At 60.6% G+C, this 26465-nt stretch carries 30 protein-coding genes; 14 read left to right on the top strand and 16 right to left on the bottom strand.

Annotation, left to right across the window (positions count from 1 at the left end; genetic code table 11):
• The first annotated feature begins 137 nt into the window (after positions 1-137).
• Positions 138-968, top strand: coding sequence for an aldo/keto reductase (locus GA0061100_RS15610; RefSeq protein ID WP_075853601.1), 831 nt, complete (start codon positions 138-140; stop codon positions 966-968).
• A gap of 84 nt (positions 969-1052) precedes the next feature.
• Here GA0061100_RS15610 and GA0061100_RS15615 read toward each other — a convergent pair whose 3' ends face one another.
• Complete coding sequence (locus tag GA0061100_RS15615; RefSeq protein WP_342195591.1) at positions 1053-1748, bottom strand: NADPH-dependent F420 reductase; 696 nt, start codon at positions 1746-1748, stop codon at positions 1053-1055.
• 31 nt (positions 1749-1779) lie between these two features.
• Here GA0061100_RS15615 and GA0061100_RS15620 point away from each other — a divergent pair, with 31 nt between their 5' ends.
• Positions 1780-2676, top strand: a complete 897-nt coding sequence (locus GA0061100_RS15620; RefSeq protein WP_075853603.1) for a LysR family transcriptional regulator — start codon at positions 1780-1782, stop codon at positions 2674-2676.
• Positions 2677-2720: 44 nt separating this feature from the next.
• On the opposite strand, the gene GA0061100_RS15625 is transcribed toward GA0061100_RS15620, so the two are convergent.
• Positions 2721-4175, bottom strand: a complete 1455-nt coding sequence (locus GA0061100_RS15625; RefSeq protein ID WP_075853604.1) for an MFS transporter — start codon at positions 4173-4175, stop codon at positions 2721-2723.
• A gap of 138 nt (positions 4176-4313) precedes the next feature.
• On the opposite strand from GA0061100_RS15625, the gene GA0061100_RS15630 reads away from it, so the two are divergent.
• The gene (locus GA0061100_RS15630; protein ID WP_075853605.1) at positions 4314-5240 is read left to right on the top strand and encodes a LysR family transcriptional regulator; all 927 of its coding nucleotides are present in this window, start codon (positions 4314-4316) and stop codon (positions 5238-5240) included.
• Here GA0061100_RS15630 and GA0061100_RS15635 read toward each other — a convergent pair.
• Positions 5217-5705, bottom strand: coding sequence for a MarR family winged helix-turn-helix transcriptional regulator (locus GA0061100_RS15635; protein WP_075853606.1), 489 nt, complete (start codon positions 5703-5705; stop codon positions 5217-5219). The genes GA0061100_RS15630 and GA0061100_RS15635 overlap by 24 nt on opposite strands.
• An 82-nt stretch (positions 5706-5787) precedes the next feature.
• On the opposite strand from GA0061100_RS15635, the gene GA0061100_RS15640 reads away from it, so the two are divergent.
• Entirely contained in the window at positions 5788-6687 is a 900-nt protein-coding gene (locus tag GA0061100_RS15640; protein WP_075853607.1) for an EamA family transporter, read from the top strand.
• An 80-nt stretch (positions 6688-6767) separates the two neighbouring features.
• On the opposite strand, the gene leuC is transcribed toward GA0061100_RS15640, so the two are convergent.
• A complete protein-coding gene (gene leuC / locus GA0061100_RS15645) occupies positions 6768-8177 on the bottom strand; it encodes a 3-isopropylmalate dehydratase large subunit (RefSeq protein ID WP_075853608.1) in 1410 nt (469 codons plus the stop codon).
• 70 nt (positions 8178-8247) lie between these two features.
• Positions 8248-8370: a hypothetical protein gene (locus tag GA0061100_RS35395; RefSeq protein WP_280173832.1), complete on the bottom strand. Its 123-nt coding sequence runs from the start codon at positions 8368-8370 to the stop codon at positions 8248-8250.
• Between the two features lie 152 nt (positions 8371-8522).
• Here GA0061100_RS35395 and GA0061100_RS15650 point away from each other — a divergent pair, with 152 nt between their 5' ends.
• Complete coding sequence (locus tag GA0061100_RS15650; RefSeq protein ID WP_083961365.1) at positions 8523-9635, top strand: tetratricopeptide repeat protein; 1113 nt, start codon at positions 8523-8525, stop codon at positions 9633-9635.
• 180 nt (positions 9636-9815) lie between these two features.
• Here the strand turns inward: GA0061100_RS15650 and GA0061100_RS15655 are convergent, their stop codons facing one another.
• Both GA0061100_RS15655 and GA0061100_RS15660 read right to left on the bottom strand, forming a co-directional pair.
• Positions 9816-10694 (bottom strand): amino acid ABC transporter permease, encoded by an 879-nt coding sequence (locus GA0061100_RS15655; RefSeq protein WP_075853610.1) that lies wholly within the window; start codon positions 10692-10694, stop codon positions 9816-9818.
• A 34-nt stretch (positions 10695-10728) separates the two neighbouring features.
• Positions 10729-11526 carry a transporter substrate-binding domain-containing protein gene (locus GA0061100_RS15660; RefSeq protein WP_075853611.1) on the bottom strand — a complete coding sequence of 266 codons (798 nt, stop codon included), beginning with the start codon at positions 11524-11526 and terminating at the stop codon, positions 10729-10731.
• A 21-nt stretch (positions 11527-11547) separates the two neighbouring features.
• On the opposite strand from GA0061100_RS15660, the gene GA0061100_RS34680 reads away from it, so the two are divergent.
• On the top strand, positions 11548-11796 hold the full coding sequence (locus GA0061100_RS34680) for a hypothetical protein (RefSeq protein WP_159444784.1): 249 nt from the start codon (positions 11548-11550) through the stop codon (positions 11794-11796).
• Positions 11797-11852: 56 nt separating this feature from the next.
• Here GA0061100_RS34680 and rplS read toward each other — a convergent pair whose 3' ends face one another.
• The 6 genes from rplS to ffh all read right to left on the bottom strand — a co-directional run bounded on the left by rplS (position 11853) and on the right by ffh (position 16527).
• Positions 11853-12395 carry a 50S ribosomal protein L19 gene (gene rplS / locus GA0061100_RS15665; protein ID WP_075853612.1) on the bottom strand — a complete coding sequence of 181 codons (543 nt, stop codon included), beginning with the start codon at positions 12393-12395 and terminating at the stop codon, positions 11853-11855.
• Positions 12396-12657: 262 nt separating this feature from the next.
• Entirely contained in the window at positions 12658-13359 is a 702-nt protein-coding gene (trmD, locus tag GA0061100_RS15670) for a tRNA (guanosine(37)-N1)-methyltransferase TrmD (RefSeq protein ID WP_075853613.1), read from the bottom strand.
• Between the two features lie 24 nt (positions 13360-13383).
• The gene (rimM, locus tag GA0061100_RS15675; protein ID WP_075853614.1) at positions 13384-13968 is read right to left on the bottom strand and encodes a ribosome maturation factor RimM; all 585 of its coding nucleotides are present in this window, start codon (positions 13966-13968) and stop codon (positions 13384-13386) included.
• Positions 13969-14152: 184 nt separating this feature from the next.
• Complete coding sequence (gene rpsP / locus GA0061100_RS15680; RefSeq protein WP_075853615.1) at positions 14153-14512, bottom strand: 30S ribosomal protein S16; 360 nt, start codon at positions 14510-14512, stop codon at positions 14153-14155.
• Between the two features lie 125 nt (positions 14513-14637).
• Entirely contained in the window at positions 14638-14940 is a 303-nt protein-coding gene (locus GA0061100_RS15685) for a chorismate mutase (RefSeq protein ID WP_015341476.1), read from the bottom strand.
• Between the two features lie 18 nt (positions 14941-14958).
• On the bottom strand, positions 14959-16527 hold the full coding sequence (gene ffh / locus GA0061100_RS15690) for a signal recognition particle protein (RefSeq protein ID WP_075853616.1): 1569 nt from the start codon (positions 16525-16527) through the stop codon (positions 14959-14961).
• A 377-nt stretch (positions 16528-16904) separates the two neighbouring features.
• On the opposite strand from ffh, the gene GA0061100_RS15695 reads away from it, so the two are divergent.
• Positions 16905-17894: a hypothetical protein gene (locus GA0061100_RS15695; protein ID WP_075853617.1), complete on the top strand. Its 990-nt coding sequence runs from the start codon at positions 16905-16907 to the stop codon at positions 17892-17894.
• Positions 17891-18907 (top strand): MBL fold metallo-hydrolase, encoded by a 1017-nt coding sequence (locus GA0061100_RS15700; RefSeq protein ID WP_075853618.1) that lies wholly within the window; start codon positions 17891-17893, stop codon positions 18905-18907. Before GA0061100_RS15695 ends, GA0061100_RS15700 begins: the two co-directional genes overlap by 4 nt.
• A 69-nt stretch (positions 18908-18976) precedes the next feature.
• Here GA0061100_RS15700 and GA0061100_RS15705 read toward each other — a convergent pair whose 3' ends face one another.
• Positions 18977-19420 carry an SRPBCC family protein gene (locus GA0061100_RS15705; protein ID WP_075853825.1) on the bottom strand — a complete coding sequence of 148 codons (444 nt, stop codon included), beginning with the start codon at positions 19418-19420 and terminating at the stop codon, positions 18977-18979.
• A gap of 265 nt (positions 19421-19685) precedes the next feature.
• Here GA0061100_RS15705 and GA0061100_RS15710 point away from each other — a divergent pair, with 265 nt between their 5' ends.
• The 6 genes from GA0061100_RS15710 (at position 19686) to GA0061100_RS15735 (ending at position 25440) form a co-directional block, all read left to right on the top strand.
• On the top strand, positions 19686-20285 hold the full coding sequence (locus GA0061100_RS15710) for a hypothetical protein (protein WP_143525442.1): 600 nt from the start codon (positions 19686-19688) through the stop codon (positions 20283-20285).
• A 115-nt stretch (positions 20286-20400) separates the two neighbouring features.
• On the top strand, positions 20401-21306 hold the full coding sequence (gene dapF / locus GA0061100_RS15715) for a diaminopimelate epimerase (protein ID WP_075853620.1): 906 nt from the start codon (positions 20401-20403) through the stop codon (positions 21304-21306).
• A complete protein-coding gene (gene mtaB, locus GA0061100_RS15720; protein ID WP_075853621.1) occupies positions 21303-22577 on the top strand; it encodes a tRNA (N(6)-L-threonylcarbamoyladenosine(37)-C(2))-methylthiotransferase MtaB in 1275 nt (424 codons plus the stop codon). Before dapF ends, mtaB begins: the two co-directional genes overlap by 4 nt.
• 18 nt (positions 22578-22595) lie before the next feature.
• Positions 22596-24137: a signal recognition particle-docking protein FtsY gene (gene ftsY, locus GA0061100_RS15725; protein ID WP_075853622.1), complete on the top strand. Its 1542-nt coding sequence runs from the start codon at positions 22596-22598 to the stop codon at positions 24135-24137.
• Positions 24134-24853 carry a septation protein A gene (locus GA0061100_RS15730; protein WP_075853623.1) on the top strand — a complete coding sequence of 240 codons (720 nt, stop codon included), beginning with the start codon at positions 24134-24136 and terminating at the stop codon, positions 24851-24853. Before ftsY ends, GA0061100_RS15730 begins: the two co-directional genes overlap by 4 nt.
• Positions 24850-25440 (top strand): DUF2585 domain-containing protein, encoded by a 591-nt coding sequence (locus GA0061100_RS15735; RefSeq protein ID WP_075853624.1) that lies wholly within the window; start codon positions 24850-24852, stop codon positions 25438-25440. The genes GA0061100_RS15730 and GA0061100_RS15735 overlap by 4 nt, the downstream gene beginning before the upstream one ends.
• A gap of 243 nt (positions 25441-25683) precedes the next feature.
• Here GA0061100_RS15735 and GA0061100_RS15740 read toward each other — a convergent pair whose 3' ends face one another.
• Both GA0061100_RS15740 and ccmD read right to left on the bottom strand, forming a co-directional pair.
• On the bottom strand, positions 25684-26295 hold the full coding sequence (locus GA0061100_RS15740) for a DsbE family thiol:disulfide interchange protein (RefSeq protein ID WP_075853625.1): 612 nt from the start codon (positions 26293-26295) through the stop codon (positions 25684-25686).
• On the bottom strand, positions 26292-26465 hold the full coding sequence (ccmD, locus tag GA0061100_RS15745; RefSeq protein ID WP_075853626.1) for a heme exporter protein CcmD: 174 nt from the start codon (positions 26463-26465) through the stop codon (positions 26292-26294). The genes GA0061100_RS15740 and ccmD overlap by 4 nt, the downstream gene beginning before the upstream one ends.

Here is a 26465-nt window from a genome sequence, read left to right on the forward strand (position 1 = left end):
GCCGGGGTTAAAATCCCAACATTCTCCACTATATGGGATTTCGACCGGTGCGCCCATGCGGACCAGGCCGGACCTTTTCTTTTAGAATTTAAATCACGCCTTCACTCCACCCCTTTCTCATTCTCTGGAGACTTATCGTGACCACCCAACCGACAATCACGTTCAATGACGGCAATTCCATTCCGCAGGTCGGCCTCGGCGTCTGGCAGACGCCGGAAAACGTCGCACCGATGGCTGTCAGCACGGCTTTGAAAGCCGGATATCGCCATGTCGATACCGCAGCCATCTATGAAAACGAGGATGGCGTCGGCGAAGGCATGCGCCAGTCTGGCGTTGCCCGCAAAGACATCTATCTCACCACCAAGCTCTGGAACGAGGCGCAGGGCTTTGATTCCACGCTGAAGGCCTTCGACGAGAGCCTGAAGCGTCTTGGCACCGACTATGTCGACCTCTATCTCATTCACTGGCCGTCGCCGCACCGCAACCGCTATCTCGACACCTGGAAGGCCTTCGTGCGCCTGAAAGAAGACGGTCGCGCCCGTTCGATCGGCGTTTCCAATTTTGCCGCCGCGCATCTCGAACGCATCATCGGCGAGACCGGCGTGACGCCCGTGTTGAATCAGATCGAGCTGCACCCGACATTCCAGCAGAAGGAGCTGCGCGCCGTTCACGACAAGCTCGGCATCAAGACCGAATCCTGGAGCCCGCTCGGCCAGGGCAAGCTTCTGACCAATGCCGTCATCGGCAAGGTCGCCGCCAAGCATGGCCGCACCCCGGCGCAGATCATCATCCGCTGGCACATCGACAACGGCCTGATCGTCATCCCGAAATCGGTGACGCCGAGCCGCATCGAGGAAAATCTCAAGGTTTTCGACTTCAAGCTCGATAGCGACGATCTGGCAGAGATGGCCAAGCTCGATTCGGCCGGCGGCCGTATCGGTCCTGACCCGTTGACGGCAAGCTTCTGATCGACAGGAGTCGTCGATCATCCATTCGGCAAGGCCCGGAGCGCAAGCTCCGGGCCTTTTTCGTATGCGTGCTACCGCGTGCCCTCAGAGCTGAACCCAGGCGGGTGCCACGGAAGGACCCTTGCCGAGGAAGAAGCCGAAGTGGATGTTCATCTCGCCGATGGGCTCGATGAAGCGGGCATTGGAGAGAGGCCCGGCATCAACCGCTTCGAAGCCGGCGGCATTGACGAAGCGGGAGACGGCGCCCTTGGCTTTTTCATCATCGCCGGCGACGAAGACCTGCACCGTTTTACCCTTACGTGCCTCGAGCGGCAGCAGCTGCGCGAAGATGGTGTTGAAGGCCTTTATCACCGTTGCCCCAGGCGCGAGGGCCTGGATTTCCTCAGCTGCCGAAGTCGAGTGTCCGACGACGAGGCCACGGAGGTCCGCGGTGACGGGGTTGCTGATATCGACTAGCACCTTTCCCTTGAGATTGCCCGCTTCCTTTAATGCTTCCGCTACCGCGCCATAAGGCAATGCCAGAATGATGATATCGGCGAGCTTGGCGGCGGCAGCAATTCCACCGGCCTCGATATTCTTACCCAGCTCCGCGGCGAAGGACGCAGCCGTTGCCGGGTCGCGATGGCCGATCACCAGATCATAACCCGTTGCCGCCAGCAGGCGGGCCAGACCTGCGCCCATATTGCCAGTGCCAATCACAGCGATTTTCATATTCGTCAGCTCCTTTGTTGTTGCCGATGAATGAATATGATTATCGTCATATCGAGATAAATGATCTATATGATGTTATACTTGAAATGGGTTGTTTCGAATGGATCGCTTGTCCAGCATGAGTATCTTCGTGAAAGCGGTTGAGCTCGGCTCGTTCAGCGCTGCCGCGGATGCATTGAACATGTCGCCACAGCTTGTCGGCAAGCATGTGCAATTTCTCGAACAGCATCTGGGCATTCGGCTTATCAACCGAACCACGCGCCGCCAGCATCTGACGGAGGTCGGAAGCCAGTTTTACGAGCGCTGCCGTAATATCCTCGCTGAGGTCGAATCCGCAGAGGCCCTGGCAGCGGAGACGCGGGCTGTGCCGCGCGGAAAGTTGAAGATCAACGCGCCAGTTTCATTCGGAATTCATGCCCTCACGCCGAAGCTTCCCAAATATCTCGGCGCACATCCGGAGGTTTCGATAGAGCTATCGCTCTCGAACCGTTTGGTCGACTTGATCGACGAAGGCTATGACGCGGTCTTTCGGGTCGGCGAACTTGTCGACAGCGGCTTGATTGCTCGACGCCTCGATCCCTATCGGCTGGTGATCTGTGCGGCGCCGAACTATCTCCGCTCCCGTGGCGTGCCTTCGAAGCCGGATGATCTGAAAGAGCATGATTGCCTCATCTTTTCGCATACCATGTTGAGGACGCATTGGGATCTTGAAGGACCGGATGGGAGCGTGAACATTCCTATCTATGGCCGGCTGATGATCGATAATGGTGAGGCGCTGCTGCAGGCAGCGCTCGCCGGGCTCGGCATCATCCTTCAGCCATTCGAGCTCGTTCGATCCAGCCTGGAAGCCGGATCGCTAGTGGCCGTCCTGCCCGAATACAATGTGCCGACGCGCTCGCTTCATATCCTCCACGCGCCCGATCGGCGTATCACGCCGAAGCTCCGCAGTTTTCTCGATTTCGTTTCGTCCGAATTCAGCGGACGCGAATGGGTCTGATCGGATGGTGGGTTTGTCATCCACCATCTTCTCCTGTCCGGGTCTCACGCCGCTTCCTCGGAGAGGGTGGTGCGCTTTGCAAAGGTCCGGCCCGTCAGTGCGATGACGAGCGTTGCGGCGATCAAAAGAGCGGCGACGACGAAGGTGGTCTGCATTCCGCTCGCCACCGCCTGCGGGGTTGCCGTGGTGATGTCCGTGGTTCCCGATGCCAGCGTGAAGACCTCACCCATGACGGAGGTGCCGGTAATCAGGCCGAGATTTCGCGACAGGCTCAGCATGCCGGATATGACGCCGCGCTGTTCGGGCGTGATGTTGGACATGATCGTAGTGTTGTTGGAGGCCTGAAACAGCGCATAGTGCGCGGTGACGATGACAAGCGGACCGATATAGCCGGCAGCACCAAATCGTCCTTGCAGTGCCGCGATGAGGGAGAGGCCTGTCATCATGCCGATGAGGCCAATCACGCTCATGCGACGGGCGCCGAAGCGATCGACGATGCGGCCGGCCGGTACGCCTGTCAGCGCCGAGATCAAAGGGCCGGCCGACATGATGGCGCCGACATGGGCGGCATCGAAGCCGAGCGCGCCGGACAGATAGAAGGGGCCGACGACGAGCGTCGCCATGATGACGGTGGAAACGATGGTGCTCATGGCAAGGCCAGCGCTCAGCGAGGAATCGCGGAACATGGAAGGACGCAGCAGCGGCGATTTCACCTTCGCCTCGGTGAAGACGAAGAGGGCGATGCCGAAGGCGGCTGTCAGCAGCAGGCCGAGATTGAGTGTGCCGAAGTTGCCGTGTCCCATGGTCATCGCCAGCGCATAGGCAGCGAGCGTCAAAGCCAGCAGCAAGGTGCCGATACCATCCAGGCGTCCCTGGGCGACTTTCTCCTCCTGGCGATCGGCCGGCAAGAATCGAACGGCGAGCAGGAAATTCGTGATCCCGAGCGGCACATTGACAAGGAAAATGGTCTCCCAGCCGAAGCCGGCGATCAGGATGCCGCCGAGCGACGGGCCGAGCGTGGTGCCGATGGCGGACATGGTGCCGAGCAGGCCCATGGCGCTGCCCGTCCGCTCCTTCGGCACGGTTTCGCCGACCATGGCCACGGTTAGCGCCATCATCATGGCGGCGCCAAGGCCCTGCAGCCCCCTGGCGGCGAGCAGCAGCCACAGCGTCGGCGCTATGCCGCAAAGGAGCGAAGCGAGGGTGAAGAGGCTTATTCCGATCAACAACAGGCGCCGCCTGCCGAAAATATCGCCCAGCCGTCCGACGCTGACGATCAGCGTGGTGATGGCGAGCAGATAGGCAAGCACGATCCACTGTACCTGCTGGAAGGAAGCGCCAAACGCCTGGGCGAGCGTCGGCAGGCCGACATTGGCGATACTGGTATCGAGCGAAGGCATCAGCATGGAGAGGCAGAGGCTGGCAAGCGCCCAGCGGACCGAGGATGCTGATCTTGCATGGCCGGCTTCGCCCGGCTTTTCCGTGATTGGCTTCAACATGAGCTCCATTTCTGGCGACGTAATAGAAAGTCCCGGCAGAAACATAGCTCCCGACATCATATGGCGGAACGCGCAGCGTTTGCACTTCATTCGTGCATTTGACGCTATATGTCGGCAAAACCGTGCTATGGTCGCAACATGTCCACGCCCGATCTCAACCTGCTCGTCACCCTTAATGTCCTGCTTGCGGAAGGCAGCGTCGCGCGCGCCGCCCGGCGATTGCGGCTGAGCCCATCCGCAATGAGCCGGCAGCTTGCCCGCCTGCGCGAGACGACCGGCGATCCCTTGCTGGTCAAGGCCGGGCGCGGGCTTGTGCCGACGCCGCGAGCGCTGGAGCTGCGTGAACGCGTCGGCCAGCTCGTCGAAGAAGCGGAGGCAGCCTTGCGGCCCTCCGAAACGCTGGATCTCAAGCAGCTCGTCCGGACCTTCACGATCCGCACCCGCGAGGGCTTCGTGGAGAATTTCGGCCCGGAGCTGATCGCCCGGATTGCCGAGCAGGCGCCTGGGGTGCGGCTCTATTTCACGCAGAAGCTCGACAAGGACAGCACCTTGCTTCGCGATGGCACGATCGATCTCGAGACTGGTGTGGTGGGTGACGATACCGGCCCGGAACTGCGAACGCAGCCCTTGTTCCGCGACCGTTTCATCGGCGTGGTGCGCAGCAGGCATCCGCTGACGGACGGCGTGATGACGCCGGAGCGTTACGCAGCGGGCCAGCACATCCTCGTTTCACGGCGCGGGCTGCAGAAAGGGCAGATCGACGTGGCTTTGGAAGAGCTGGGTCTGGAGCGGCGGATCGCGACGATCGTCGGGAGCTTTTCGGCGGCGCTGGCCCTGGTGCGCGCCTCCGAGCTGATCGTCAGCGTTCCGGAGCGCTATACCGGCAACCTGCGGGTCGACATGCACAGTTTCGTGCTGCCGGTGCCGACATCGGATGTCATGATCTCGCTGCTTTGGCATCCGCGGATGGATGCGGACCCGGCGCATCGCTGGCTGCGGAGCTGCATCCGCGATGTCTGCGCCGAGCGGCGTTCGGAGCGGTCAGCGAGATTCGAAGTCGGCTAAATAATTTCGCAGCAGGCGGTCAAGGGCCTTTCGCTCGGCTTCCGAAAGGGTCGAGATCAAACGTCTCTGCGTTTCGACATGCGCCGTCACCGCTGCGTCGATCAGGTCGAAACCCTTTGGTGTCAGGGATATCAGGAAGCCGCGGCCGTCATTCGGGTTCTGGCTGCGGGCAACGAGGCCGGCCCTCTCCAGCTGATCGATGCGATTGGTCATCGTGCCCGATGACACCATCATCGTCTCCATCAGGTCGCTGGGCGAGAGCGTGTAGGGCTCGCCCGAGCGGCGCAACGTTGCCAGCATGTCGAAATTCGCCGAATTCAGGTTGAAGCGGCCAAAGGTCTTCTCCATCTCGCGCGAGAGATGGAGCGTGAGATTGCGCATGCGCCCGAAGAGGCCCATGGCCGTGGTGTCGAGGTCAGGCCGCTCACGGCGCCATTGAGCGAGAATTTTGTCGATGCGATCCATGGTGAGACTTCGCCATGATTTTATCTTGACGTCAAGGTATTTGGGATTATCTTGAGGTCAAGATAAATTTGAGGCCAAGGCCATGAACCGCAATTTCGACCTGATGCTGACAGCCATCGCGCCGGCGATCTGGGGCAGCACCTATCTGGTAACGACGCAGCTGCTGCCGGCCGGCTATCCCCTCACGGTCGCGATGCTGCGCGCCCTGCCGGCCGGACTGCTGCTGCTCGTCATGGTGCGCCGGTTGCCGCATGGAATATGGTGGCTGAAGTCGCTGGTTCTCGGCGCTCTGAACTTTTCCATCTTCTGGTGGCTGTTGTTTATTTCGGCCTATCGGTTGCCGGGCGGTGTTGCCGCGACCGTCGGTGCCGTCCAGCCGTTGATCGTCATCGTGCTGGCGCGATTGCTGCTGGGATCGCCGATCCGCAGCCTTTCGATCGTGGCCGCCATCGCCGGCATCGGCGGCGTCGCATTGTTGATCCTGACGCCAAATGCAACGCTCGATCCGATCGGCATTGTCGCCGGTATTGCCGGCGCCTTCTCCATGGCGGCGGGAACCGTGCTCAGCCGCCGCTGGCGGCCCGATGTCTCGCCGCTGACCTTCACAGCATGGCAGTTGACGGCAGGTGGTGTGCTTTTGCTGCCGGTCGCGCTGCTGCTGGAGCCACCGCTGCCGCATCTGACCGGCGCAAATATTCTCGGCTTTACCTATCTCGGGCTGATCGGCGCGGCGCTCACCTATATCCTCTGGTTCCGAGGCCTGTCGCGGCTCGAGCCCTCGGTGGTTTCGCCGCTCGGCTTCCTCAGCCCAACGACGGCCGTGATCCTCGGTTGGGCCGTGCTTGGCCAGCAGTTGAGTGCGATGCAGATGTTCGGCATCGTGATCGTGCTCGGCAGCGTCTGGCTCAGCCAGCGGGCGCAGCAAGCGCCGCAGGCGGGCAGCGCCACAGCTGGCAGCCAGCCTGTTGTATCGAAACGATAGGTCCTGCGGTTCGGCACCGCTTCTAAAAACAAAAAGGGCGGCCATCGGGCCGCCCTTTGTCATTCATGACTTCGAGCGGATCAGTTCCACTCGCGGATATCGACGAAGTGACCGGCGATTGCCGCAGCGGCGGCCATGGCCGGCGAAACCAGATGCGTGCGGCCCTTGAAGCCCTGGCGGCCTTCGAAGTTGCGGTTCGAGGTCGAAGCGCAGCGCTCGCCCGGCTTCAGGCGGTCGTCGTTCATGGCGAGGCACATGGAACAGCCAGGCTCGCGCCAATCGAAACCGGCAGCCTTGAAGATCTTGTCGAGGCCTTCGGCTTCCGCCTGTTCCTTCACGAGGCCGGAGCCCGGAACGATCATGGCATCGACCGTGGAAGCCACTGTCTTGCCTTCGACGACCTTGGCGACGGCGCGGAGATCCTCGATGCGGCCATTGGTGCAGGAGCCGATGAAGACGCGATCGACGTTGATCTCGGTCATCGGCGTACCCGGCTTCAAGCCCATATAGTCAAGCGCGCGCCACTTGGAGGTGCGCTTGGTCTCGTCCTGGATTTCGTCCGGGTTCGGGACGACGCCCTGAACGGAGATGACGTCTTCCGGTGAGGAGCCCCAGGAAACGATCGGCGGCAGGCTTGCCGCGTCGAGCTTGACGATGCGGTCGTAATGCGCGCCTTCGTCCGATGTCAGCGTCTTCCAATAGGCGATGGCCTGTTCCAGCGCTTCGCCCTTCGGCGCGCGCGGCTTGCCCTTGATGTATTCGAAGGTGATCTCATCCGGAGCGATCAGGCCGGCGCGGGCGCCGCCTTCGATCGACATGTTGCAGATGGTCATGCGGCCTTCCATCGACAGCGCGCGAATGGCTTCGCCTGCGTATTCGATGACGTAGCCGGTGCCGCCAGCGGTGCCGATTTCGCCGATGATGGCGAGGATGATGTCCTTGGCGGTGACGCCCGGCGGCAGCTGGCCGTCGACCTGCACCAGCATGTTCTTTGCCTTCTTCTGGATCAGCGTCTGCGTGGCGAGCACATGCTCGACCTCGGAGGTGCCGATGCCATGGGCGAGCGAGCCGAAGGCGCCGTGGGTCGAGGTGTGGCTGTCGCCGCAGACGATGGTCATGCCGGGCAGGGTGAAGCCCTGCTCGGGGCCGATGATGTGAACGATGCCCTGACGCTTGTCGTTTTCGGAGTAGTATTCCACGCCGAATTCGGCGGCGTTCTTGGCGAGCTGCTCGACCTGGATGCGGCTTTCCTCGTTCTTGATGCCGAGGTGGCGATCCGGCGAGGTCGGAACGTTATGGTCGACGACAGCCAGCGTCTTCTGCGGCGCGTGAACCTTGCGACCGCTCATGCGCAGGCCTTCGAAGGCCTGCGGCGAGGTCACCTCGTGAACGAGGTGGCGGTCGATATAGAGAAGACAGGTGCCGTCGTCTTGCGCGTCGACCAGATGGTCATCCCAGATTTTATCGTAAAGTGTGCGTGGAGCGCTCATGGCTACAGATCCATATTGGCATTGTCGAAGATAGGGATTGACGGATCAGGACCGCCGGCCTCGGGTGTGATCAGCGAAGTCGGCTGTTGAGCGCGCCCGAAATCATCGCAAAGAAACGTGCCGGCAGGCGCTTGTGGTCCTGCAGCACGAAAGCCATGACGTAACGGCCGTCTTTGCTCATGATCTTACTCATGGCCATGCTCATATCAATTTTCAAAACCTTCGGCAATGGTGAGCATTTCTGGAAGCAGCCAATCGCGCGAGATTAACAAAAAGGCAAGTTACCGCAGGTGCAATCAGATAAATCATGCATGTCGTGCGTAGATAGGCGGTCATTAAAGCGGCATGCGCTTTCAGCGATTCCTTGCGGCTTGGAACGGTGCTTATGGCCATCGGAAAGCAAATTATCCGCTGCCAATCTGCCATGCCGAATTGCCAAGTCTAACATCTGTCAGTTTAAGCTATTACCACACTGCACTTGCATTTCTCCGAGCCGCGCATCAGATTGCATTTCCATGTGAACTAAAGAAGCAAAATATATATGCGAGCCATGCTATGTACGTCTGCATTAAAGGCTTGAGCGTCCTTGTTGGCTTATCTCTGTTTTTTTCGGTTTCGACCGTTTTTATTCCGTCCACAATTCAGACAAAGGCATATGCCGACGAGGGCCAGGATCTATATAGTACGGAAGATTACCAACGCGCGCTGAAGTACTGGCAGCCTCTGGCTGAACACGGGGACGCTCAAGCTGAGTTTGGTTTGGGGCTTCTTTACGAAACCGGGCATGGCGTTGAGCAAAACTTTGATACGGCCCAAAGATGGTATCGGAAGGCGGCGGATCAGGGCCTGGCTGATGCGCAAAACGCGCTAGGGGCAATCTACGCCAATGGCCGAGGTGTTACCAAGGATGATGCGTTGGCCACCGAGTTGTATCGCAAGGCGGCGGAACAAGGAAACGTCCACGCGGAAGTTAATTTGAGCAATATGTACCGATTCGGGCTTGGCGTTCGTCGTGACATAAACCTTGCTATCGCTTGGCTTCAAAAGGCATCCGACGCTGGTAACCCCGCTGCTCAATCCAATTTGGGTGGCATCTATATTTCCGAGGATGGGGTCAAAGACTATTCGAAAGCGGCAATTCTGTTCCAAAAGTCTGCAGATCAAGGTGACCCGGGAGGGCAAAATGGCCTCGGAATAATGTGTGGTCTGGGGTTGGGAAGACCAAAGGATGCTTCTTGCGCGGTGGATTGGTATCGGAAGGCAGCAGAACAGGGCGATCCGCACGCTGAAGTGAATCTTGCGAATGCGTATGCTGATGGCATCGGCGTCGAAAAGGACATTAGTCTAGCGATATTTTGGTATCGGAAAGCCGCGGAACAGGGAAATTCCCAAGCGCAGAAACACCTTCAATATCTTCTGCAAGGGCTTGAGGATATGGGATATGTCCTTAAGGGCTAAATCATATTGATGCAGGGAAATTGAACCGTATCAAAGAAAGCAAAATTGCCGCAAACCTTGCAAATTACTTTCACATTCGGGACGATGCACTATCAAGCAAAATGTATATGACTCGTTGTTCCTCTTCCCGAGAATAGCGAGCGCAGGCTCTATCGCTATGGCCAGCATCCAGCCGCACAATCACACCTGCGCGCCCGGTGGTTGACCCGCTGCCATGCGGGGGAAGGCGGAGCGATCGCTGCCCGAACGCCGGCGCATCCAGGCTTCGAGCTGCCTGAGCAACAGCGACAGGCCGACCGTCAGCAGCAGGTAGATGAACGCGAGGATCGACAGCGTCTCGAAGTAGCGGAAATTGGCCGAGTAGTAGAGCTTGGCGAGTTGGCTGATATCGGCAACGCCGAGTACGGAGACCAGCGAGCTATCCTTCACCATGGCGATGAAATCGTTCGACAGCGGCGGCAGGATGACGCGGATCGCCTGAGGGAAGACGACAAGCCGAAAGCGCTGGAAGCGGCTGAGGCCGAGCGCCTTTGCCGCTTCGATCTGACCCTGGTCGACCGCCTGGATGCCGGCGCGGAAAATTTCGGCAATAAAGGACGAATAGGCGATGGTCAGCGCGATGATGGTGCGCCAGACGAAGGGCACGTCGCGGGTGATGAGCGGGCTGGTCCAGCCGGCGGAGACCAGCGGGGATGTAACGAAGTTATAGACGGCCACGAAGGCCGGCGTGCCGACGAAGGCAATGTAGGAAAGCAGCACCAGCATCGGAATGCCGCGCACGATCTCGATATAGAAACGCGCAAGCTGCCGCAGCACGAGCACATCCGACAGGCCGAGCAACGCAAGCCCCAGACCAAGCAGTATCGCAAGCGTAAAGGCCACCAGCGTCACGAAGATCGTGACGCCGATGCCGTTCAATAGAAGAGAAAAGATCTGCGTGTAGAGGCCGTTCGCCGCGATTGCGAAGGAGGCGGCGACGCCGAGGATGGCAAGGGCGACCAACCACCAGGGGAAATCATCCTTGCCGCGGTGCCCGCCCGGGCCTGCCAAAGGTGCCATCAGAGCGGGCTTCCGATATATCGATCTTCAGAGTTCATTGGCCCATCTTGTAGTCGAGGAACCACTTCTTGTTCAGCGCCTCGAAGGTGCCGTCGGCCTTGAGGCTGGCGATCGCGGCATTGACCGGGGCGACGAGATCGGACCCCTTCTGGAAGATGAAGCCGAAATCCTCGGTGCCGAGCGGGCCGCCGACCAGCTTCAGGCTGCCGTTGGAGGCATCGACATAGCCCTTGCCGGCTGTGCCGTCGGTCAGCACCATGTCGACGTCGCCGGTCTTCAGCGCCTGCACGGTGGCGCCGAAGGTTTCGAAGGTCTTGATGCGCGGATTCTGCTCGTTGCCGTCGAGAACCGAGTAGACGGCGGTGTAAAAGGGGGTCGTGCCCGGCTGCGCGCCGATCAGGCCGTCCTTGAAGGCGGCGAAGCTCTTGGCGTCGGTGAAGCGCTTCTCGTCGCCGCGCACCAGCATGAATTGTTCAGAGCGCATGTAGGGATCGGAGAAATCGACCTTCTGCTTGCGGTCATCCTTGATGGTGATGCCGGTCATGCCGATGTTGTACTGTCCTTCGGAAACGGCCTGGATCATCGCATCCCAGCTGGTGTTCTGGTATTCGACCTTGAAGTTCAGTCGCTTGGCGATCTCGTTCATGGCGTCATATTCCCAGCCGATCGCCTTGTTCGTCTTCGGATCGATAAACTGCAGCGGCGGATAGGCATTCTCGGTGACGACGATAACGGTCTTGCCGTTGAGGTTCGGAAGGTCGGCCGCGAGGGCGGCGAAAGGTGCAAGCACAAGGGCGCCGAGGCCCAGAAGAAACGAACGACGGAATGCCATGGAAATCTCCCCGATTAGAGCATGATGCCGAAAAGTGTCGGCGGTTTTCGGACAACATCATGCTCCACCTATTTGATGCTAGCGCGGATTCAGATTTCAGGTCGATTCGACCTGAAATCATCCGGCGCTAGCGTGGCGGAAAACTGTCATATTTGGAAAGCTCATGGCAAGGCCATTGCCAGGGGCGCAATCACGAAAAATGGAAAAGCAGCTCTAAAACTGGCGATTGACGGAGAAATTTCCGCCTGCCACGCCGCCGGGCGGCGATAGTAAAAAAGGCGACCCGAAGGCCGCCTTTCATTGTCGCGATCCGCATGGATCGAAACTTATTCTGCTGCCGGCTCGGCTGCTGCGGCTGCAGCAGCTTCTGCAGCTGCCTTTGCTTCTGCGGCTTCGGCTGCTGCCTTCTCGGCTGCGAGCGCCTGAGCGGCTGCAACCTTCTCGGCTTCGATGCGTGCCTTTTCATCGGCCAGAGCCTGACGCTCGGCGTCGTTGAGCTTGCGGGCGCGGGTGCCGGTATTTTCGACGATACGGGCAGCCTTACCGCGCAGGTCGCGCAGGTAGTAGAGCTTGGCGCGACGGACCTTACCGCGGCGAACGACTTCGACGCTTTCGATCATCGGGGAGTAAACCGGGAATACGCGCTCGACGCCTTCGCCGTAGGAGATCTTGCGAACCGTGAAGTTTTCCTGCAGGCCGCCGCCGGAGCGAGCGATGCAAACGCCTTCATAGGCCTGAACGCGGGTACGGTTGCCTTCCGTGACCTTCACGTTGACGCGAACGGTGTCGCCAGCGGAAAATTCGGGAAGCGTGCGCTTGGCTTCGATCTTGGCAGCCTGTTCGGCTTCCAACTGCTGAATGATGTTCATAGTATCAACCTCGTTGTTGCTTCAACAGCCAGAGCGCCCGAACGATCTATCCTTGGTCGAACCCGAAGGTCTCGCCGCGTGATATATGCCTGTTACGGCAGGGGCGGATACGTCTGCTTTTCTTTGGTGGTTGATGGGAGTTTTCCCATGCCGGCCGCGCACATATCCTATTGTCACGCGTTTGTCACCCCTTGGCGGGGAATTAAGTGGCGTTTATTGCCGGTTTGGCGGTCTGTTCGAATGGATGTCGCTCATCCAGCCATCACCGCAGCTGTTTCGTCGGCGGCTCGTCCAGCAAATCCGGTCGGCGCTCTCGCGTCAGCTGCTCGGCCTGTTCCCGCTGCCATTTGGCGATCGCTGCGTGGTTGCCCGAGGTGAGGATGGCCGGGATCTCGCGGCCCTCCCAGATCTGCGGGCGGGTATAATGCGGATGCTCGAGCAGCCCGCTTTCGAAGCTTTCGTGCAGGCCGGAAAGGTCGTTGCCCATGACGCCGGGCAGGATGCGGACGATGGCATCGAGCAGGATCAGGGCAGCCGGTTCGCCGCCCGAGAGGATATAGTCGCCGATCGAGACTTCCTCGAGATCGCGGCCGTCAATGACCCGCTGGTCGACGCCTTCGAAGCGGCCGCAGACGATGATGACGCCGTCTCCATCGGCAAGTTCGCGCACGCGCTTCTGGGTCAGCGGCTTGCCGCGCGGGCTCATCAGCAGGCGCGGGCGGTGATCGTTTTCGCTGGCGTGGTCGATGGCACGGGCAAGCACATCGGGCTTCAACACCATGCCGGCGCCGCCGCCAGCCGGCGTGTCGTCGACGGTGCGGTGCTTGTCGGTCGTGAAATCGCGGATCTGCACTGTATCCAGCGACCATTGCCCTCGTTCCATCGCCTTGCCGGCGAGCGAGCTGCCGAGATGACCGGGAAACATCTCGGGATAAAGCGTCAATATGGTCGCCCGGAAACTCATGGTGCGGTCACTTCCCAATGAGGATCACTTCTTCTTCGGCTTGCCCTGCGGCTTCTCGGGCTTTTCCGGTTTGCCGATCAGGTCATCGGGGCCGTCGATCAGGCCGGCGGCCAGCGGGTCGATCAGGATCTTGCCGCCCTCAAGGTCGATTTCGAGCACGGCAGCCTCGGAAAAGGGGATCAGAACAGGGCGCTTGCCGGGGCCTTTCAGCTCCAGCAGATCGCCGGCGCCGAAATCATAGACGCCGCTGACCGTGCCGTAGCCGGTGCCCTTGTCATCGACGGCTTCCAGCCCTTCGAGGTCGGTATAGAAGAATTCGTCGTCGTCGAGTTCGTCGTCCGGCAGGTTGTCGCGCTCGATGTAGAGTTCCAGCCCGTTCAGCGCCTCGGCGGCATTACGGTCGTTGACGCCGCGGAAACGTACGATGACGACGTTCTTGGCCTCGCGGATTTCCAGGACTTCGAAGCTGCGGCCGTCCATGCTGTGCAGGTGGCCATAATCGCCGAGTGCGGTCGGATCGGACGTATAGGCGCGGGCGCGCACCTCACCCCGCAAGCCCTGTGCCGCGCCGATGGTCGCCATCAATACCGGATTTTGCAGTGTCGTCATGGTCTCTTCGCCGATTGCCGGGCTCGCTGCATAATTCTTTAGATCGGAACCGACTTAACGAAATATGTAGCAGGTCTAAAGCGCTGTAGTTGCGTTCTCTCATAGGCTGAACGCCAGCCGATGGGAAACAAAAAACGGGCGGCATGTTGCCATGCCGCCCGCTTTCGACAGTCACAAGGACCGATTATTCAGAAGCAGCAGCGGCGTCAGCAGCCTTCTGTGCCTTCTCGGCAGCGCGTTCCTGAGCGCGCTTGCCCGGCTTTGCCTTTTCCGGGTTGTTCTTGGCTTCGCGCTTTGCGAGGCCGGCTTCGTTGAGGAAGCGCAGAACGCGGTCGGTCGGCTGGGCGCCGTGGTCGAGCCAATGCTTGATGCGGTCAGCCTTGAGTTCAACGCGCTTGGCGTCGTCCTTGGCAAGCATCGGATTCCAGGAGCCGAGGGTCTCCAGGAAACGGCCGTCGCGCGGCGAGCGGGCGTCGGCTACGACAACGTGGTAGTACGGGCGCTTCTTGGAGCCACCGCGGGCGAGACGAATTTTCAATGCCATGTTAATTCTCCTTAGGCTTTTCTTGACCGCTTCGTTGTGCGGCATGGTTACGTCGCGCTGCTTTTCTCTTGCTGCGTGATCCCTGTCGAAAACGTCTTGCATTTTCGGGATCATGCGGCCGGGGGTTACCCTTTGAAATCCGCAGCGATCTGTTCATGATGCCGGATGACTTCCTTAATGACGAAGTTCAGGAACTTCTCGGCGAAATCCGGGTCCAGATTTGCGTCCTTTGCCAGGCGGCGCAGGCGCTCGATCTGAAATTCTTCGCGCGCCGGGTCGGCCGGCGGCAGGTCGTATTTGGCTTTCAGCACGCCCACTTCCTTTGTGCAGCGGAAGCGCTCGGCCAGCATGTGCACCAGTGCGGCATCGATATTGTCGATCGACTGGCGGTAGTTGCCCAATTGGGCCTTGATGTCTGGATCAATCATGGGGGTCAACGATCCTTCTCACTTCTTCTTCGGCAAACCGGGGAGACCAGGGAAACCACCGCCGAGGCCGGGCAGCTTGGCGCCGCCCAGACCCGGCAGACCACCGCCGCCACCGAGGCCCGGCAGGCCGCCGGGACGACCGAGGCCGGCGGCTTCGGCCTGCTTCTGCAAGGCTTCGAGCTGCTTGGGGTCCATGTTCGACAGGTCGGGCATGCCGCCCATACCGCCGCCGAGGCCCATCTTGCCGGCAAGGCCGCCCATCAGCTGCTTCATCATGCCGCCTTTGCCCTTGCCGCCCATCATCTTCATCATGTCCGCCATCTGGCGGTGCATCTTCAGAAGCTTGTTGATGTCGGAGGCGTCGGTGCCGGAGCCGGCGGCGATGCGCTTCTTGCGGGAATGCTTCAAGAGATCGGGATTGGCGCGCTCTGCCTTGGTCATTGAGGAGATGATGGCGATCTGGCGCTTGAACAGGCGGTCGTCGAGGCCGGCGGCGGCCATCTTGTCCTTCATGCCGGACATGCCGGGCATCAGGCCCATGATGCCGCCCATGCCGCCCATCTTCTGCATCTGGCCGAGCTGGTCGGCGAGATCGTTCAGATCGAACTTGCCCTTGGCCATCTTGGCGGCCATTGCGGCCGCCTTTTCGGCGTCGATATTCTCGGCCGCCTTCTCGACGAGCGAGACGATGTCGCCCATGCCGAGGATACGGTCGGCGATACGGCGGGGATGGAATTCCTCCAGCTCGCCCATCTTTTCGCCGACACCGATCAGCTTGATCGGCTTGCCGGTTACGGCACGCATCGAAAGGGCGGCGCCGCCGCGGCCGTCGCCGTCCATACGGGTCAGCACAAGGCCGGTGATGCCGACGCGCTCATCGAAATTGCGGGCGAGATTGACGGCGTCCTGACCGGTCAAGCTATCGGCGACCAGCAGGATTTCGTGCGGATTGGACTTCTTCTTGATGTCCGCCATCTCGACCATGAGCGGCTCGTCGATATGCGTACGGCCGGCGGTGTCAAGGATGACGATGTCGTGGCCGCCGAGCTTGGCGGCCTGCACGGCGCGCGCGGCAATATCGGTCGGCGACTGGCCAGCGATAACGGGCAGCGTGTCAATGCCCGTCTGAACGCCGAGCTGACGCAGCTGCTCCTGCGCTGCCGGGCGGCGCGTGTCGAGCGAGGCCATCAGGACCTTCTTGCGGTCGCGGCTCGTCAGGCGGTTGGCGATCTTGGCGGTCGTGGTCGTCTTACCGGAGCCCTGCAGACCGACCATCATGACGACGACCGGGGCCGGCGCATTGAGATCGATGCCGACGCCTTCGCCGCCGAGCATCTCGATCAGCTCGTCATGCACGATCTTGACGACCATCTGGCCGGGCTTGATCGACTTCAGGATTTCGGCGCCGACGGCCTTTTCGCGGACGCGGTCGGTAAAGGAGCGAACGACATCCAGTGCCACGTCGGCTTCGAGCAGCGCGCGGCGAACCTCGCGGAGTGCCGCGGAAACATCAGCTTCCGAAAGCGCGCCGCGGCCTGTCAGTCCATTCAGAATGGAACCAAGACGGTCCTGGAGGTTTTCAAACATCAATTCTTCCTTATCGATCGCCTGGGATTTGGACCTGGCGCAATTTGCGCGGTTCCTCGCCCGAAAACGTCGTGCTTTTCCATGACGAAAACAAGACGCAAAGCCAAAAAGCACCCGAGGGCGCATCGCGCTGTCGGGTGTTGACCTCCGGGATCTCTTTATACCTTAGTGGGTCCCGGTCGGTGGCTCGGAGGCTTGTGCTCGTCGCAGATTGCGGGCGATAAACAGGAAAAGGCCGGCAAAGTCAACCCAAGGCGGCCGAAATGCCTGAAATGCACGGTTGAGATCGCCATATCCATGTCGATTTGACCGTACCACCGTCTTTCAATTGTTGTATCGATCCCCCGCCGTCAAGTGATTCCCCGAGACCTTTCCGAATGAATGATGCAGCCCTGACCGATCTTCTCGCTGCCTGTCGCGCTTACGCCGGCGGGCGGGTCGACACCCGTTTCAACGAGGCGGCGCAAGCCTTCTACGCGGGCGCCAATGTTCAGCCAAAGATCGTGGCGCGGGCGGCGCGTGAGCTTAGCCGCCTGCCGCCGCCGGGTGCCGCCGTTCTTGCCAACATGCTCGGCACCATCGTCGAAAAGGGCGGCGCCGTGCAGCGCAGCGGTCCGGCCGTATGGGAGCTTTATCTGGCATGGCTGCCGCAGATCCATCGAGGCTTTGCCGGGCGTAAAGAGCTGAGCCCGCGGCAGAGGCAGCTCCTGGATGCCTTCCAGTTGCTCAGCCAGTCGGCGGTTTCGCATCTTTCCGGCATGCCGCGAGAGCGCGCACTCGCCGCCGGCAACAAGGCGCTGATGGCGCAGCTTGCGGAATTGCAAGATTATACGCCGGGTGCGGCCTGGGTCCGCCAGGTGCTCCTGAGCCGCAGCGACGACCTGCTGGTGCTGCATCTGCCGAGCCGCCAGGGCTTTCGGCTGCGCTATGAGAATATCGTCAACGGCTTTCATCTCTTCACGCTCATCCAGGCGGCGTTCGGCCAGCGGCTTCCCGGCGGTCGCGCGCCCAACCGGTTCATCGTCGACATGGCGCGCTGCGTGACCGTGGCCGAAGAGGGCAATGACGAGCCGTGGTGGCGTTATCAGACGGTGCAGCGGGATGCGCCAGGCCTTGTCGAGATTTCCGGCGAGGCCTCCGTCGAGACGATTTCCCGCATCGATGGCCGGCAGATCATCCTGCTTTCGCCTCCAGTCGAAGGCGCGGCGCTGTGGGATACGAGCTTCTTCACGCCGCAGCTCTTCGCCATGCCGGCGAATGTCGTGCTTGAGGATGCGCTGACGGCGTCTGAGGTCGAAGAATGGTTCGCCAAGGCCGGCCTGCCGTCCGGCGAGGCGACGGATGTGGAAGGGGCGGAGAAGGCATGACCAGCTCATCCGGTTCGGCCAAGAAGAATCCCTATTATCAAGGTCCCGTTTCCGATCACTTCGACGGTCAGCGCTTTTTCAATCCCGGTGGCGTCGAGCCGGGCGGGGCATTCGATCTCCTGCGCTGGCAGCTCGGCGGCGGGCGGGTGCGCTGGCCCAATCCCGTCATCAGCGCCTTTCCTCCGGCGAGGCCCGACCGGCATGTCTTTGGCGAGCAGATGCGGGTAACGATGGTCGGCCATGCCTCTATGCTGGTGCAGATTGCCGGGCTGAACATCCTGACCGATCCGGTCTGGTCGGAGCGGGTCAGCCCCTTCCGATCCCTAGGGCCGAAGCGCGTGGTGCCGCCCGGCATCCGCTTCGAGGACCTGCCGCATATCGACCTCGTGCTGGTGACGCATAATCACTACGATCACCTCGATCTCGCAACGCTTGTCCGCCTGCAGCAGGCGCACCGGCCGAAAATCGTAACGCCGCTCGGCAACGACACGATCATCCGCCGCGCCGTTCCCGACGCCGATATCACCGTGGTCGACTGGGGTGACCGCATCGCTTTCAGGGCTGGGGTGACCATCGATATCGAGCCTTGTCATCACTGGTCGGCGCGGAGCATGGGCGACAGGCGCATGGCGCTCTGGGCCGCCTTCGTGCTGACAACGCCAGCGGGCAAGATCTATCATATCGGTGACACCGGCTTTCACGGAGGCATCAATTATGAAGCGGCCGCCAGCAAGCATGGTGGTTTCCGCCTCGCGATCCTGCCTTTCGGCGCCTACGAGCCTCGCTGGTTCATGAAGGGGCAGCACCAGAATCCGGAAGAAGCGGTGAAGGGCATGAAGCTCTGCAAGGCCGCCTATGTCGCCGGCCATCACTTCGCGACCTTCCAGCTGACGGACGAGGGCATCGATGCGCCCGTTCAGGCGCTGGATACCGCGCTGAAGGCGGAGGGCGTGGAGCCGGATCGCTTTCGTCCGCTCCGGGCAGGGGAAGTTTTTGACGTGCCTGTTGGCTGAATCTGTCGTTCAGGCCGAAAGCCCCTTCTTCCCGGGGAGAGGGGGCTGAATCTTGAAAGTCTTGACGACTTACTGGTTGATCTCTGGCTCGACGAGCTTTGCGAGATTGATCAGCGATTCCTGCCAGCCAAGATAGCAGGCCTCCGGCGGAATGACATCGGGCACGCCGGCCTGGGTGATGTTGACTTCGGTTCCGACGAGGACCTTCTTCAACGTCACGGTCACTTCCATTTCGCCCGGCAGGTTCGGGTCGTCGAACTTGTCGGTATAACGCACCAGCTCGCCCGGGATCAGCTCACGGAAATCGCCGCCGAAGGAGTGGCTGGCGCCGGTCGTGAAGTTGCGGAACGACATTCTGAACGTGCCGCCGACGCTCGGCTCCAGATGATGCACGGTGCAGGCAAAGCCGTTCGGCGGCAGCCACTTGGCAAGCGCATCCGCTTCGATGAATGCGCGATAGACCTTTTCCGGGCTGGTCGCCAGGACGCGGTGCAGGCGTATGGTATTCGGCATGGTCATAATCCCTATGGTTTGACGGAGTGGACGAGCCTAGGACGTGCGGGGTTTCGGCTATCCGACACTCTGTTCCGAATTTTTTGAAAATAGGTCGCCGTGTGACGATTACTATGACTTAGCACGCGCTAATGGGCTGGCGGCGACTTCAATCAGCGGCGTGACGTGCTAGAATAATAACTGATCGCAACGCGCGTGCGCATCTTGAAGTTACAGCCGATAGTGTACGATATGATCGTATATCAGTTTCAGCTGCGGTTGTTCGATGAGTGATGTCGACGAGTGGAAAAGTAGGCATATCCTGATAAGAATGACTATACTTGCTGCCTTGGCTTGGCTCTTTTTTTGCCTGCTAGTTGTGATCCTCTTTCTGGTCTGTACGGAGTTGTCGGGCTATCGGTTTCTTCCGTCGACCGAATGGATTGCGTCGACAGGCCGATTGGGCGTTGTAGTCGGCGCGGCCACGGCCGTAGCTTTGTTCTTGCTTGGACTTTCTGATGCTCTACGAAAACTCAGAAATGGAACGCTGGAAGGTACGTTGAAGCCGATACTGGTTGTCTTGGTTTCTCCAGTTCTCGGGTATTTTTGGGGTTATATGGTCGGGATCATAACGTGGCCAATGGTCCTGGCCCTGGTCGCGGGGCATCACGAAGAGCTTGCCTATACGGTAGGCCGCGCCGACAACCATTATGAAAAACATTGTTATTCCCCTTTGGAGCTTCAGGAGCTTATGGTTGGATTTGACAAAGTGTGCGGTGTTTCCGATGAGTTCAGGAAAGGCCTGACGACCGGTACACATATTATCATTGCTGGCTATGGCACTCGGTACGGCCTTTTTGCGACCGAGCTACGTCGAGACAATTGATACTTGGCTCGTGGTGCATGCTTGGCCGCTTCCGACTACGCCGCTTCACGCCCCACTGGTAATTCCCCCGCAATTCCGCCATATACAGCTCGAAAACACGGACGGACATGGCATCATGAGCAATACGGTCGAATTCGCGAGGATGAACGGGCTTGGCAACAAGATCCTGGTCGTCGACATGCGCGGCCGCAAGGATGTGGTGACGCCTACGGCTGCGATCGCGCTCAATGCCGATCCCGCCACCCAGTTCGATCAGATCATGGCGATCCACGATCCGAAGATTGATGGCACCGACGCCTGGATCGATATTCTGAACTGCGACGGCACGAAGGCGCAGGCTTGCGGCAATGGCACGCGCTGCGTCGTGCAGGCGCTGGCGGCCGAAACCGGCAGGAAGGTGTTCACCTTCCAGACCGTCGCCGGCATTCTGAATGCCAGGGAGCATGAGGACGGCACGATTTCGGTCGATATGGGCACGCCCGTCTTTGCCTGGGACAAGATCCCGCTTGCCGAGGAATTTGCCGATACCAGCCGCATCGAGCTGCAGATCGGGCCGATCGACAATCCCGTCCTGCATTCGCCCTCGGTTGCCTCGATGGGCAATCCGCATGCGATCTTCTGGGTGGACAAGGACCCGATGTCCTTCGATCTCGATCGTTTCGGCCCACTGCTGGAAAATCATCCGATGTTTCCCGAGCGCGCCAATATCACGCTGGCGCAGGTGCTGTCGCCGACGCTTGTGCGCACCCGCACCTGGGAGCGCGGCGCCGGCCTGACGCTTGCCTGTGGATCGGCGGCTTGTGCGACAGCCGTCAGTGCCGCCCGCACCGGCCGCACCGGCCGCAAGGTGACGATCGACGTCGCCTCCGCGCCTGCGCCGGGCAAGCTCACCATCGAATGGCTTGAGAGTAACGATCATGTCGTCATGACCGGGCCTGCCGAATGGGAATGGTCCGGCACCGTCGATCCGGTCACGGGCAGCTTCTCGCGCGATCCGGAGCAGGGGGCTCAGGCGCGGTGAGCGGGGTCGAGGTCATTACCTTCGGCTGTCGTCTCAATACCTATGAATCCGAAGTGATGAGGGCCGAGGCGGAGAAAGCCGGGCTCAACAATGCCATTCTGGTCAACACCTGTGCAGTGACCGGCGAAGCCGTGCGTCAGGCGCGCCAGGCGATCCGCCGCGCGCGCCGCGACAATCCGCATGCGCGCATCATCGTGACTGGTTGCGCTGCCCAGACCGAAAAGCAGACCTTTGCCGAAATGACTGAGGTGGATGCCGTGCTCGGCAACGAGGAAAAGCTGAAGAGCGCTTCCTACCGGGCGCTTCCGGATTTCGGCGTTTCGGCGGAAGAGAAGCTGCGCGTCAACGACATCATGAGCGTGCGGGCGACCGCGCCGCAGATGATCCGCCATATCGACGGCCATGTGCGAGCCTTCATTCAGGTGCAGAATGGCTGCGACCATCGCTGCACCTTCTGCATCATTCCTTATGGCCGCGGCAATTCGCGTTCGGTGCCGATGGGCGCCGTCGTCGATCAGGCACGCAACCTGGTCGAAAGCGGCTATCGCGAAATCGTGCTGACCGGCGTCGACGCCACCAGCTACGGCGCCGACCTGCCGGGGACGCCGACGCTTGGTCTGCTTGCCAAGACGCTGCTGAAGCAGATCCCGGAAATCCGCCGGCTGCGGCTTTCCTCCATCGACAGCATCGAGGCCGATCAGCATCTGATGGATCTCATCGCCGACGAGCCTCGTTTCATGCCGCATCTGCATCTCTCGCTGCAGCATGGCGACGACATGATCCTCAAGCGGATGAAGCGGCGGCATTCGCGCGCTGATGCTTTTCGCTTTATCGAGGATGTGCGTCGGCTTCGCCCCGAGACGAGCTTCGGTGCCGATATGATCGCCGGCTTTCCGACAGAGACCGAAGAAATGTTCGCAAATGCCGTTGGCCTGGCGCAAGAGGCCGGCATCGCGCATCTGCATGTTTTCCCTTACAGCCCGCGTCCTGGCACGCCCGCCGCCCGCATGCCGCAGCTCGATCGTGGTCTGATCAAGGAACGCGCCGCCCGCCTGCGCGAGGCTGGGCAAAGATTGCACCAGGCTCATCTCAACAAGATGGTTGGCACGCGGCAATGGCTGCTTGTGGAGAATGGCGGGCTGGCGCATACGGAAAACTTCACGCTTGTCGCCGCCCCCGGCCTTCGCCCGCGCGACCTTGTGCAGGTCGCAATCACCGGCCACAATGGCAAGCACCTCGACATGCAACTTCTGGCCGCCGACGCGGCCTAATGCTTCAACGGACATTTCATGGCGCTCGGTTTCATCAAAAAAGTCTTCACCTTCGGCCGTGAAAAGCCGGCCGAGGAGCAGGCGCCTGCAGAGGTTTCGCAGAAGGTTGATGCGCCTGCTGTAGATGTTTCGCCGGCTTCCGAATTTGTCGAGTCCGCGTCGCCCCCCTCTGTCCCTTCGGGACATCTCCCCCACGAGGGGGGAGATCGGTTGGAGGATGCCGCGCCGGCTGAGCAGGAGCATGAGGCTAAAAGCCAGGCGGAGGCTTCCGGCGCGAAAGAGATTGGGGCCGCTGAGACTCCCGATTCTTTTGAATCCGAGTCGCAAGAGCAGCGTGACGACCTTCAGGCACTCGAACCGGAGCAATCTGCCGATACTGAAGCCAGTGTAGTTTCGGAAGAGCACCCCATCGAACCGATCTCCCCCCCTGTGGGGGAGATGTCCGAGAGGACAGAGGGGGGCGAGGAAACTTCGGCAAACTTGAAACCTTCGTCTGAAAGCACGGAAACCGAAGCACGCTCCGAACCTTCCTCGGAAGTCACCGAAACTCCATCAGCCCCCATCCTGCCCAAGGGCTTCTCCACCGCTGCTTCCGAGCCAGCACCTATCCCCGAAGCCCCGAAGCAAAAGCTCTCCTGGTTCCAGCGCCTGCGCGCCGGGCTCGCGCGCACCTCGTCGCAGCTGACCGGCCAGATCGCGGCACTCTTTACCAAGCGAAAGCTCGACGATCAGACGCTGCAGGAGCTGGAGGATCTGCTGATCCAGGCCGACCTCGGTGTCGAGACGGCGATGCGCGTCACCGACACTCTTGCTTCCGAGCGCTACGGCAAGGATGTCACAAGCGAAGATGTCGGCCGCATCATGGCGCAGGAAATCGCCAAGGTGCTGAAGCCTGTGGCAAAGCCGCTGCAACTTGACCTTAGTCACAAGCCGCATGTCATCCTCGTCGTCGGCGTCAATGGCACCGGCAAGACGACGACGATCGGTAAGCTGGCTGCGAAGCTTTCCGGTGCCGGGCTGAAGGTCATGGTCGCCGCCGGCGATACCTTCCGCGCCGCCGCCATCGAGCAGCTGAAGATCTGGGCGGACCGTACCAAGTCGGAATTCATCGGTACCAAGCTTGGCGCCGACGCGGCTGGCCTTGCCTTCGATGCCTTCCAGCAGGCCAAGGCCAACAAGAGCGATGTGCTGATCATCGATACGGCCGGCCGCCTGCAGAACAAGGCGGAGCTGATGGCCGAGCTCGAGAAAATCGTGCGCGTACTCGGCAAGCTCGATCCGGATGCGCCGCATACCGTGCTGCAGACGCTCGATGCCACTACGGGCCAGAACGCGCTGAACCAGGTGGAAATCTTCCGCAATGTTGCCGGCGTCAACGGCCTGATCATGACGAAGCTCGATGGCACGGCGCGCGGTGGCATTCTCGTCGCCATCTCGGCCAAGCACAAGCTGCCGGTCTATTTCATCGGCGTCGGCGAGGGTGTAGACGATCTTGAGCCGTTCGAGGCCGAGGATTTCGCCAATGCGATTGCCGGAACAGGTGCCGGAAGCAGCCAATGAACGACAAGAACAAATTCGACGATAGCGAAAGTGCCACAATGACGACCAGCGACAGCGATCTCACCCCAAGTGCCGCCGACAAACATCATCCGATGCTGAAGCTGGTGCTGGAACTCGGGCCTTTGCTGGTGTTTTTCTTCGGCAATCTGCGCGGCGACTGGCTGGTGCAGCATTTTCCGCAGCTGGCGGCGCTTGGCGGTCCGCTCTTCGTCGCCACCGGCCTGTTCATGGCGGCGACGGTGATCTCGCTCATCGTCTCGAAGGTCATGCTCGGCCATCTGCCGCTGATGCCCTTCGTCTCTGGGATCGTCGTGGTGATCTTCGGCGCGCTCGGCATTTACCTGCAGAACGAAACCTTCATCAAGATGAAGCCGACCATCGTCAATGCGCTGTTCGGCGTCGCGCTGCTCGGCGGCCTTGCCTTCGGAAAGTCGCTGCTCGGCTATGTCTTCAACGCCGCCTTCCAGCTCGATGCCGAGGGCTGGCGCAAGCTGACGCTGCGCTGGGGCATCTTCTTCTTCGTGCTTGCCATCCTCAATGAAGTCGTCTGGCGCGGCTCGAACTGGCTTTACCTGCCCGACGCGAAGGCGGCGGATAATCTCTGGGTCAATTTCAAGGTCTGGGGAACGATGCCGATCACCATTCTCTTCACACTGTCGCAGATGCCGCTCATCATGAAGCACACGGTTGAGCCGCCGGCGGAAGGCGGGAAATGACGGAAGCGATCGACGCACAAAACCGCTACCGGCAGCAGAGCTTCTGGTTCATCGCCTGCGCCGTCATTCTGCTCGTGCAGATCGTCGCGGAACACATGATGGGCCGCGTGTGGATCTGCACCTGCGGCTACGTGAAGCTCTTCGAGCCGGTGGTGAAATCGAGCGGCAATTCGCAGCATATCGCCGACTGGTACACGCCCTCGCACATCATCCACGGCTTCCTCTTCTTCGGGCTCACCCATCTGATCATGCGCGGCAAGCCGTTGTCGATGCGGCTCTTTGTTGCCATGCTGATCGAATCCGGCTGGGAGCTGCTGGAAAATTCCCCGATCATCATCAACCGCTATCGCGCGGCAACGATCTCGCTCGATTATGTCGGCGACAGCATCCTCAACTCGTCGATGGATGCCGTGTTCATGGTGGTCGGCTTCCTGTTCGCCTGGCGTGCGCCGGTGCTGGTGACGATTGTCATCGCCATCTTCTTCGAGCTGCTCACCGGCTATCTGATCCGCGACAATCTCACGCTCAACGTGCTGATGCTGGTCTGGCCGGTCGAGGCGATCAAGACCTGGCAGGGTGGGATTTAGCGACTGCCGGATTTGGCGGCGTCTTCAAGGTGAGCTGGCCTCTTGGCCACCTCGTGGTTCGAAGCCTTGTTTCCTACGCTATCGCTTCGGCAACAAGGCACCACACCATGAGGTGGAGCGGCTTTAGCGGTTGATGGACAGAGATTAGCCCTCATGGTGAGGTGCCGAAGCCCGTAGGGCTGAAGCCTCGAACCACGAGGGCGGGTTGTTGTTGCTGCCGCCTTCTCCGAGCAGAGAAGGTGTCTAAGTTGTCGATTTCCCTCGCGCCTTCGCGATCGCCGGATAGAGCCCTTCCTTCAGGCTGGTCGGCGTGAAGGGGCCGACCTGCTTGTAGAGGATCGTGCCGTCAGGCGAGACGAGGTAGGATTCCGGAATGCCGTAGACGCCCCAGTCGATGGCGGCGGAGCCGTTTGGGTCGATGCCGATGGCGTTGTAGGGATTGCCGAGTTCGCCGAGGAAGCGCAGCGCGTTTTCGCTCGTGTCCTTGTAGTTGATTGCCACGATGTTGAGTTGGCCACTCTTGGCGAGTTCCTTCAGCACCGGATGCTCGTCGCGGCAGGGAATGCACCAGGAGGCGAAGACGTTGACGAGGGTCAGCTTGCCCCTGATGGCGTCATCGGTCAGCGCCGGCAGGTTGGAGCCTGCAAGCGGCGGTAGGGCGAGCTTCGGCGCCTTGGTGCCGATCAGGGCCGAGGGGATGGCAGAAATGTCGGTGCCGTGGACTTCCTGGTCATACATGACCTTGCCGACGGCAAGGGCGATGCAGGCAAAGACGATCAGCGGGATCAGCGCCAGCAGGTAGCGCGCGGTGCCGCCCGATTTCGGCTGATCCTTATTGTCGGCATCGGTAGTCATTTCGTCTCGCCCTCGGGCGGGCGCTGCGAGCGGCGGCGAATGCCGGAGGCTTCGAGTGCCGCGAGCTCGCGACGGCGCAGGCGCCCGTCGATCCATGTCCAGCCAATGATGGCAAGGATCATGAAGGCGGCAAAGCCGTAGGAGCCGAAGACGTAGAAGGGATGCGACAT

The sequence above is a fragment of the Martinezella hainanensis genome, from assembly GCF_900094555.1.
GTDB classification, from domain to species: Bacteria; Pseudomonadota; Alphaproteobacteria; order Rhizobiales; family Rhizobiaceae; genus Rhizobium; species Rhizobium hainanense.

What these genes read in the sequence shown, in the direction of transcription:
- rimM (WP_075853614.1), bottom strand. Translation starts at nt 13,968, where the DNA reads ATGACGACACTGCAAAATCCGGTATTGATGGCGACCATCGGCGCGGCA.
- GA0061100_RS15635 (WP_075853606.1), bottom strand. Translation starts at nt 5,705, where the DNA reads ATGGATCGCATCGACAAAATTCTCGCTCAATGGCGCCGTGAGCGGCCT.
- GA0061100_RS15685 (WP_015341476.1), bottom strand. Translation starts at nt 14,940, where the DNA reads ATGATTGATCCAGACATCAAGGCCCAATTGGGCAACTACCGCCAGTCG.
- ffh (WP_075853616.1), bottom strand. Translation starts at nt 16,527, where the DNA reads ATGTTTGAAAACCTCCAGGACCGTCTTGGTTCCATTCTGAATGGACTG.
- GA0061100_RS15625 (WP_075853604.1), bottom strand. Translation starts at nt 4,175, where the DNA reads ATGTTGAAGCCAATCACGGAAAAGCCGGGCGAAGCCGGCCATGCAAGA.
- GA0061100_RS15630 (WP_075853605.1), top strand. Translation starts at nt 4,314, where the DNA reads ATGTCCACGCCCGATCTCAACCTGCTCGTCACCCTTAATGTCCTGCTT.
- GA0061100_RS15735 (WP_075853624.1), top strand. Translation starts at nt 24,850, where the DNA reads ATGACGGAAGCGATCGACGCACAAAACCGCTACCGGCAGCAGAGCTTC.
- GA0061100_RS15620 (WP_075853603.1), top strand. Translation starts at nt 1,780, where the DNA reads ATGGATCGCTTGTCCAGCATGAGTATCTTCGTGAAAGCGGTTGAGCTC.
- GA0061100_RS15695 (WP_075853617.1), top strand. Translation starts at nt 16,905, where the DNA reads ATGAATGATGCAGCCCTGACCGATCTTCTCGCTGCCTGTCGCGCTTAC.
- ftsY (WP_075853622.1), top strand. Translation starts at nt 22,596, where the DNA reads ATGGCGCTCGGTTTCATCAAAAAAGTCTTCACCTTCGGCCGTGAAAAG.
- GA0061100_RS15740 (WP_075853625.1), bottom strand. Translation starts at nt 26,295, where the DNA reads ATGACTACCGATGCCGACAATAAGGATCAGCCGAAATCGGGCGGCACC.
- rplS (WP_075853612.1), bottom strand. Translation starts at nt 12,395, where the DNA reads ATGAACATCATTCAGCAGTTGGAAGCCGAACAGGCTGCCAAGATCGAA.
- leuC (WP_075853608.1), bottom strand. Translation starts at nt 8,177, where the DNA reads ATGAGCGCTCCACGCACACTTTACGATAAAATCTGGGATGACCATCTG.
- rpsP (WP_075853615.1), bottom strand. Translation starts at nt 14,512, where the DNA reads ATGGCATTGAAAATTCGTCTCGCCCGCGGTGGCTCCAAGAAGCGCCCG.
- trmD (WP_075853613.1), bottom strand. Translation starts at nt 13,359, where the DNA reads ATGAGTTTCCGGGCGACCATATTGACGCTTTATCCCGAGATGTTTCCC.
- GA0061100_RS34680 (WP_159444784.1), top strand. Translation starts at nt 11,548, where the DNA reads ATGATGCCGAAAAGTGTCGGCGGTTTTCGGACAACATCATGCTCCACC.
- ccmD (WP_075853626.1), bottom strand. Translation starts at nt 26,465, where the DNA reads ATGTCGCATCCCTTCTACGTCTTCGGCTCCTACGGCTTTGCCGCCTTC.
- GA0061100_RS15705 (WP_075853825.1), bottom strand. Translation starts at nt 19,420, where the DNA reads ATGCCGAATACCATACGCCTGCACCGCGTCCTGGCGACCAGCCCGGAA.
- GA0061100_RS35395 (WP_280173832.1), bottom strand. Translation starts at nt 8,370, where the DNA reads ATGAGTAAGATCATGAGCAAAGACGGCCGTTACGTCATGGCTTTCGTG.
- GA0061100_RS15730 (WP_075853623.1), top strand. Translation starts at nt 24,134, where the DNA reads ATGAACGACAAGAACAAATTCGACGATAGCGAAAGTGCCACAATGACG.
- GA0061100_RS15660 (WP_075853611.1), bottom strand. Translation starts at nt 11,526, where the DNA reads ATGGCATTCCGTCGTTCGTTTCTTCTGGGCCTCGGCGCCCTTGTGCTT.
- GA0061100_RS15710 (WP_143525442.1), top strand. Translation starts at nt 19,686, where the DNA reads ATGAGTGATGTCGACGAGTGGAAAAGTAGGCATATCCTGATAAGAATG.
- dapF (WP_075853620.1), top strand. Translation starts at nt 20,401, where the DNA reads ATGAGCAATACGGTCGAATTCGCGAGGATGAACGGGCTTGGCAACAAG.
- GA0061100_RS15700 (WP_075853618.1), top strand. Translation starts at nt 17,891, where the DNA reads ATGACCAGCTCATCCGGTTCGGCCAAGAAGAATCCCTATTATCAAGGT.
- GA0061100_RS15640 (WP_075853607.1), top strand. Translation starts at nt 5,788, where the DNA reads ATGAACCGCAATTTCGACCTGATGCTGACAGCCATCGCGCCGGCGATC.
- GA0061100_RS15650 (WP_083961365.1), top strand. Translation starts at nt 8,523, where the DNA reads ATGCGCTTTCAGCGATTCCTTGCGGCTTGGAACGGTGCTTATGGCCAT.
- GA0061100_RS15655 (WP_075853610.1), bottom strand. Translation starts at nt 10,694, where the DNA reads ATGGCACCTTTGGCAGGCCCGGGCGGGCACCGCGGCAAGGATGATTTC.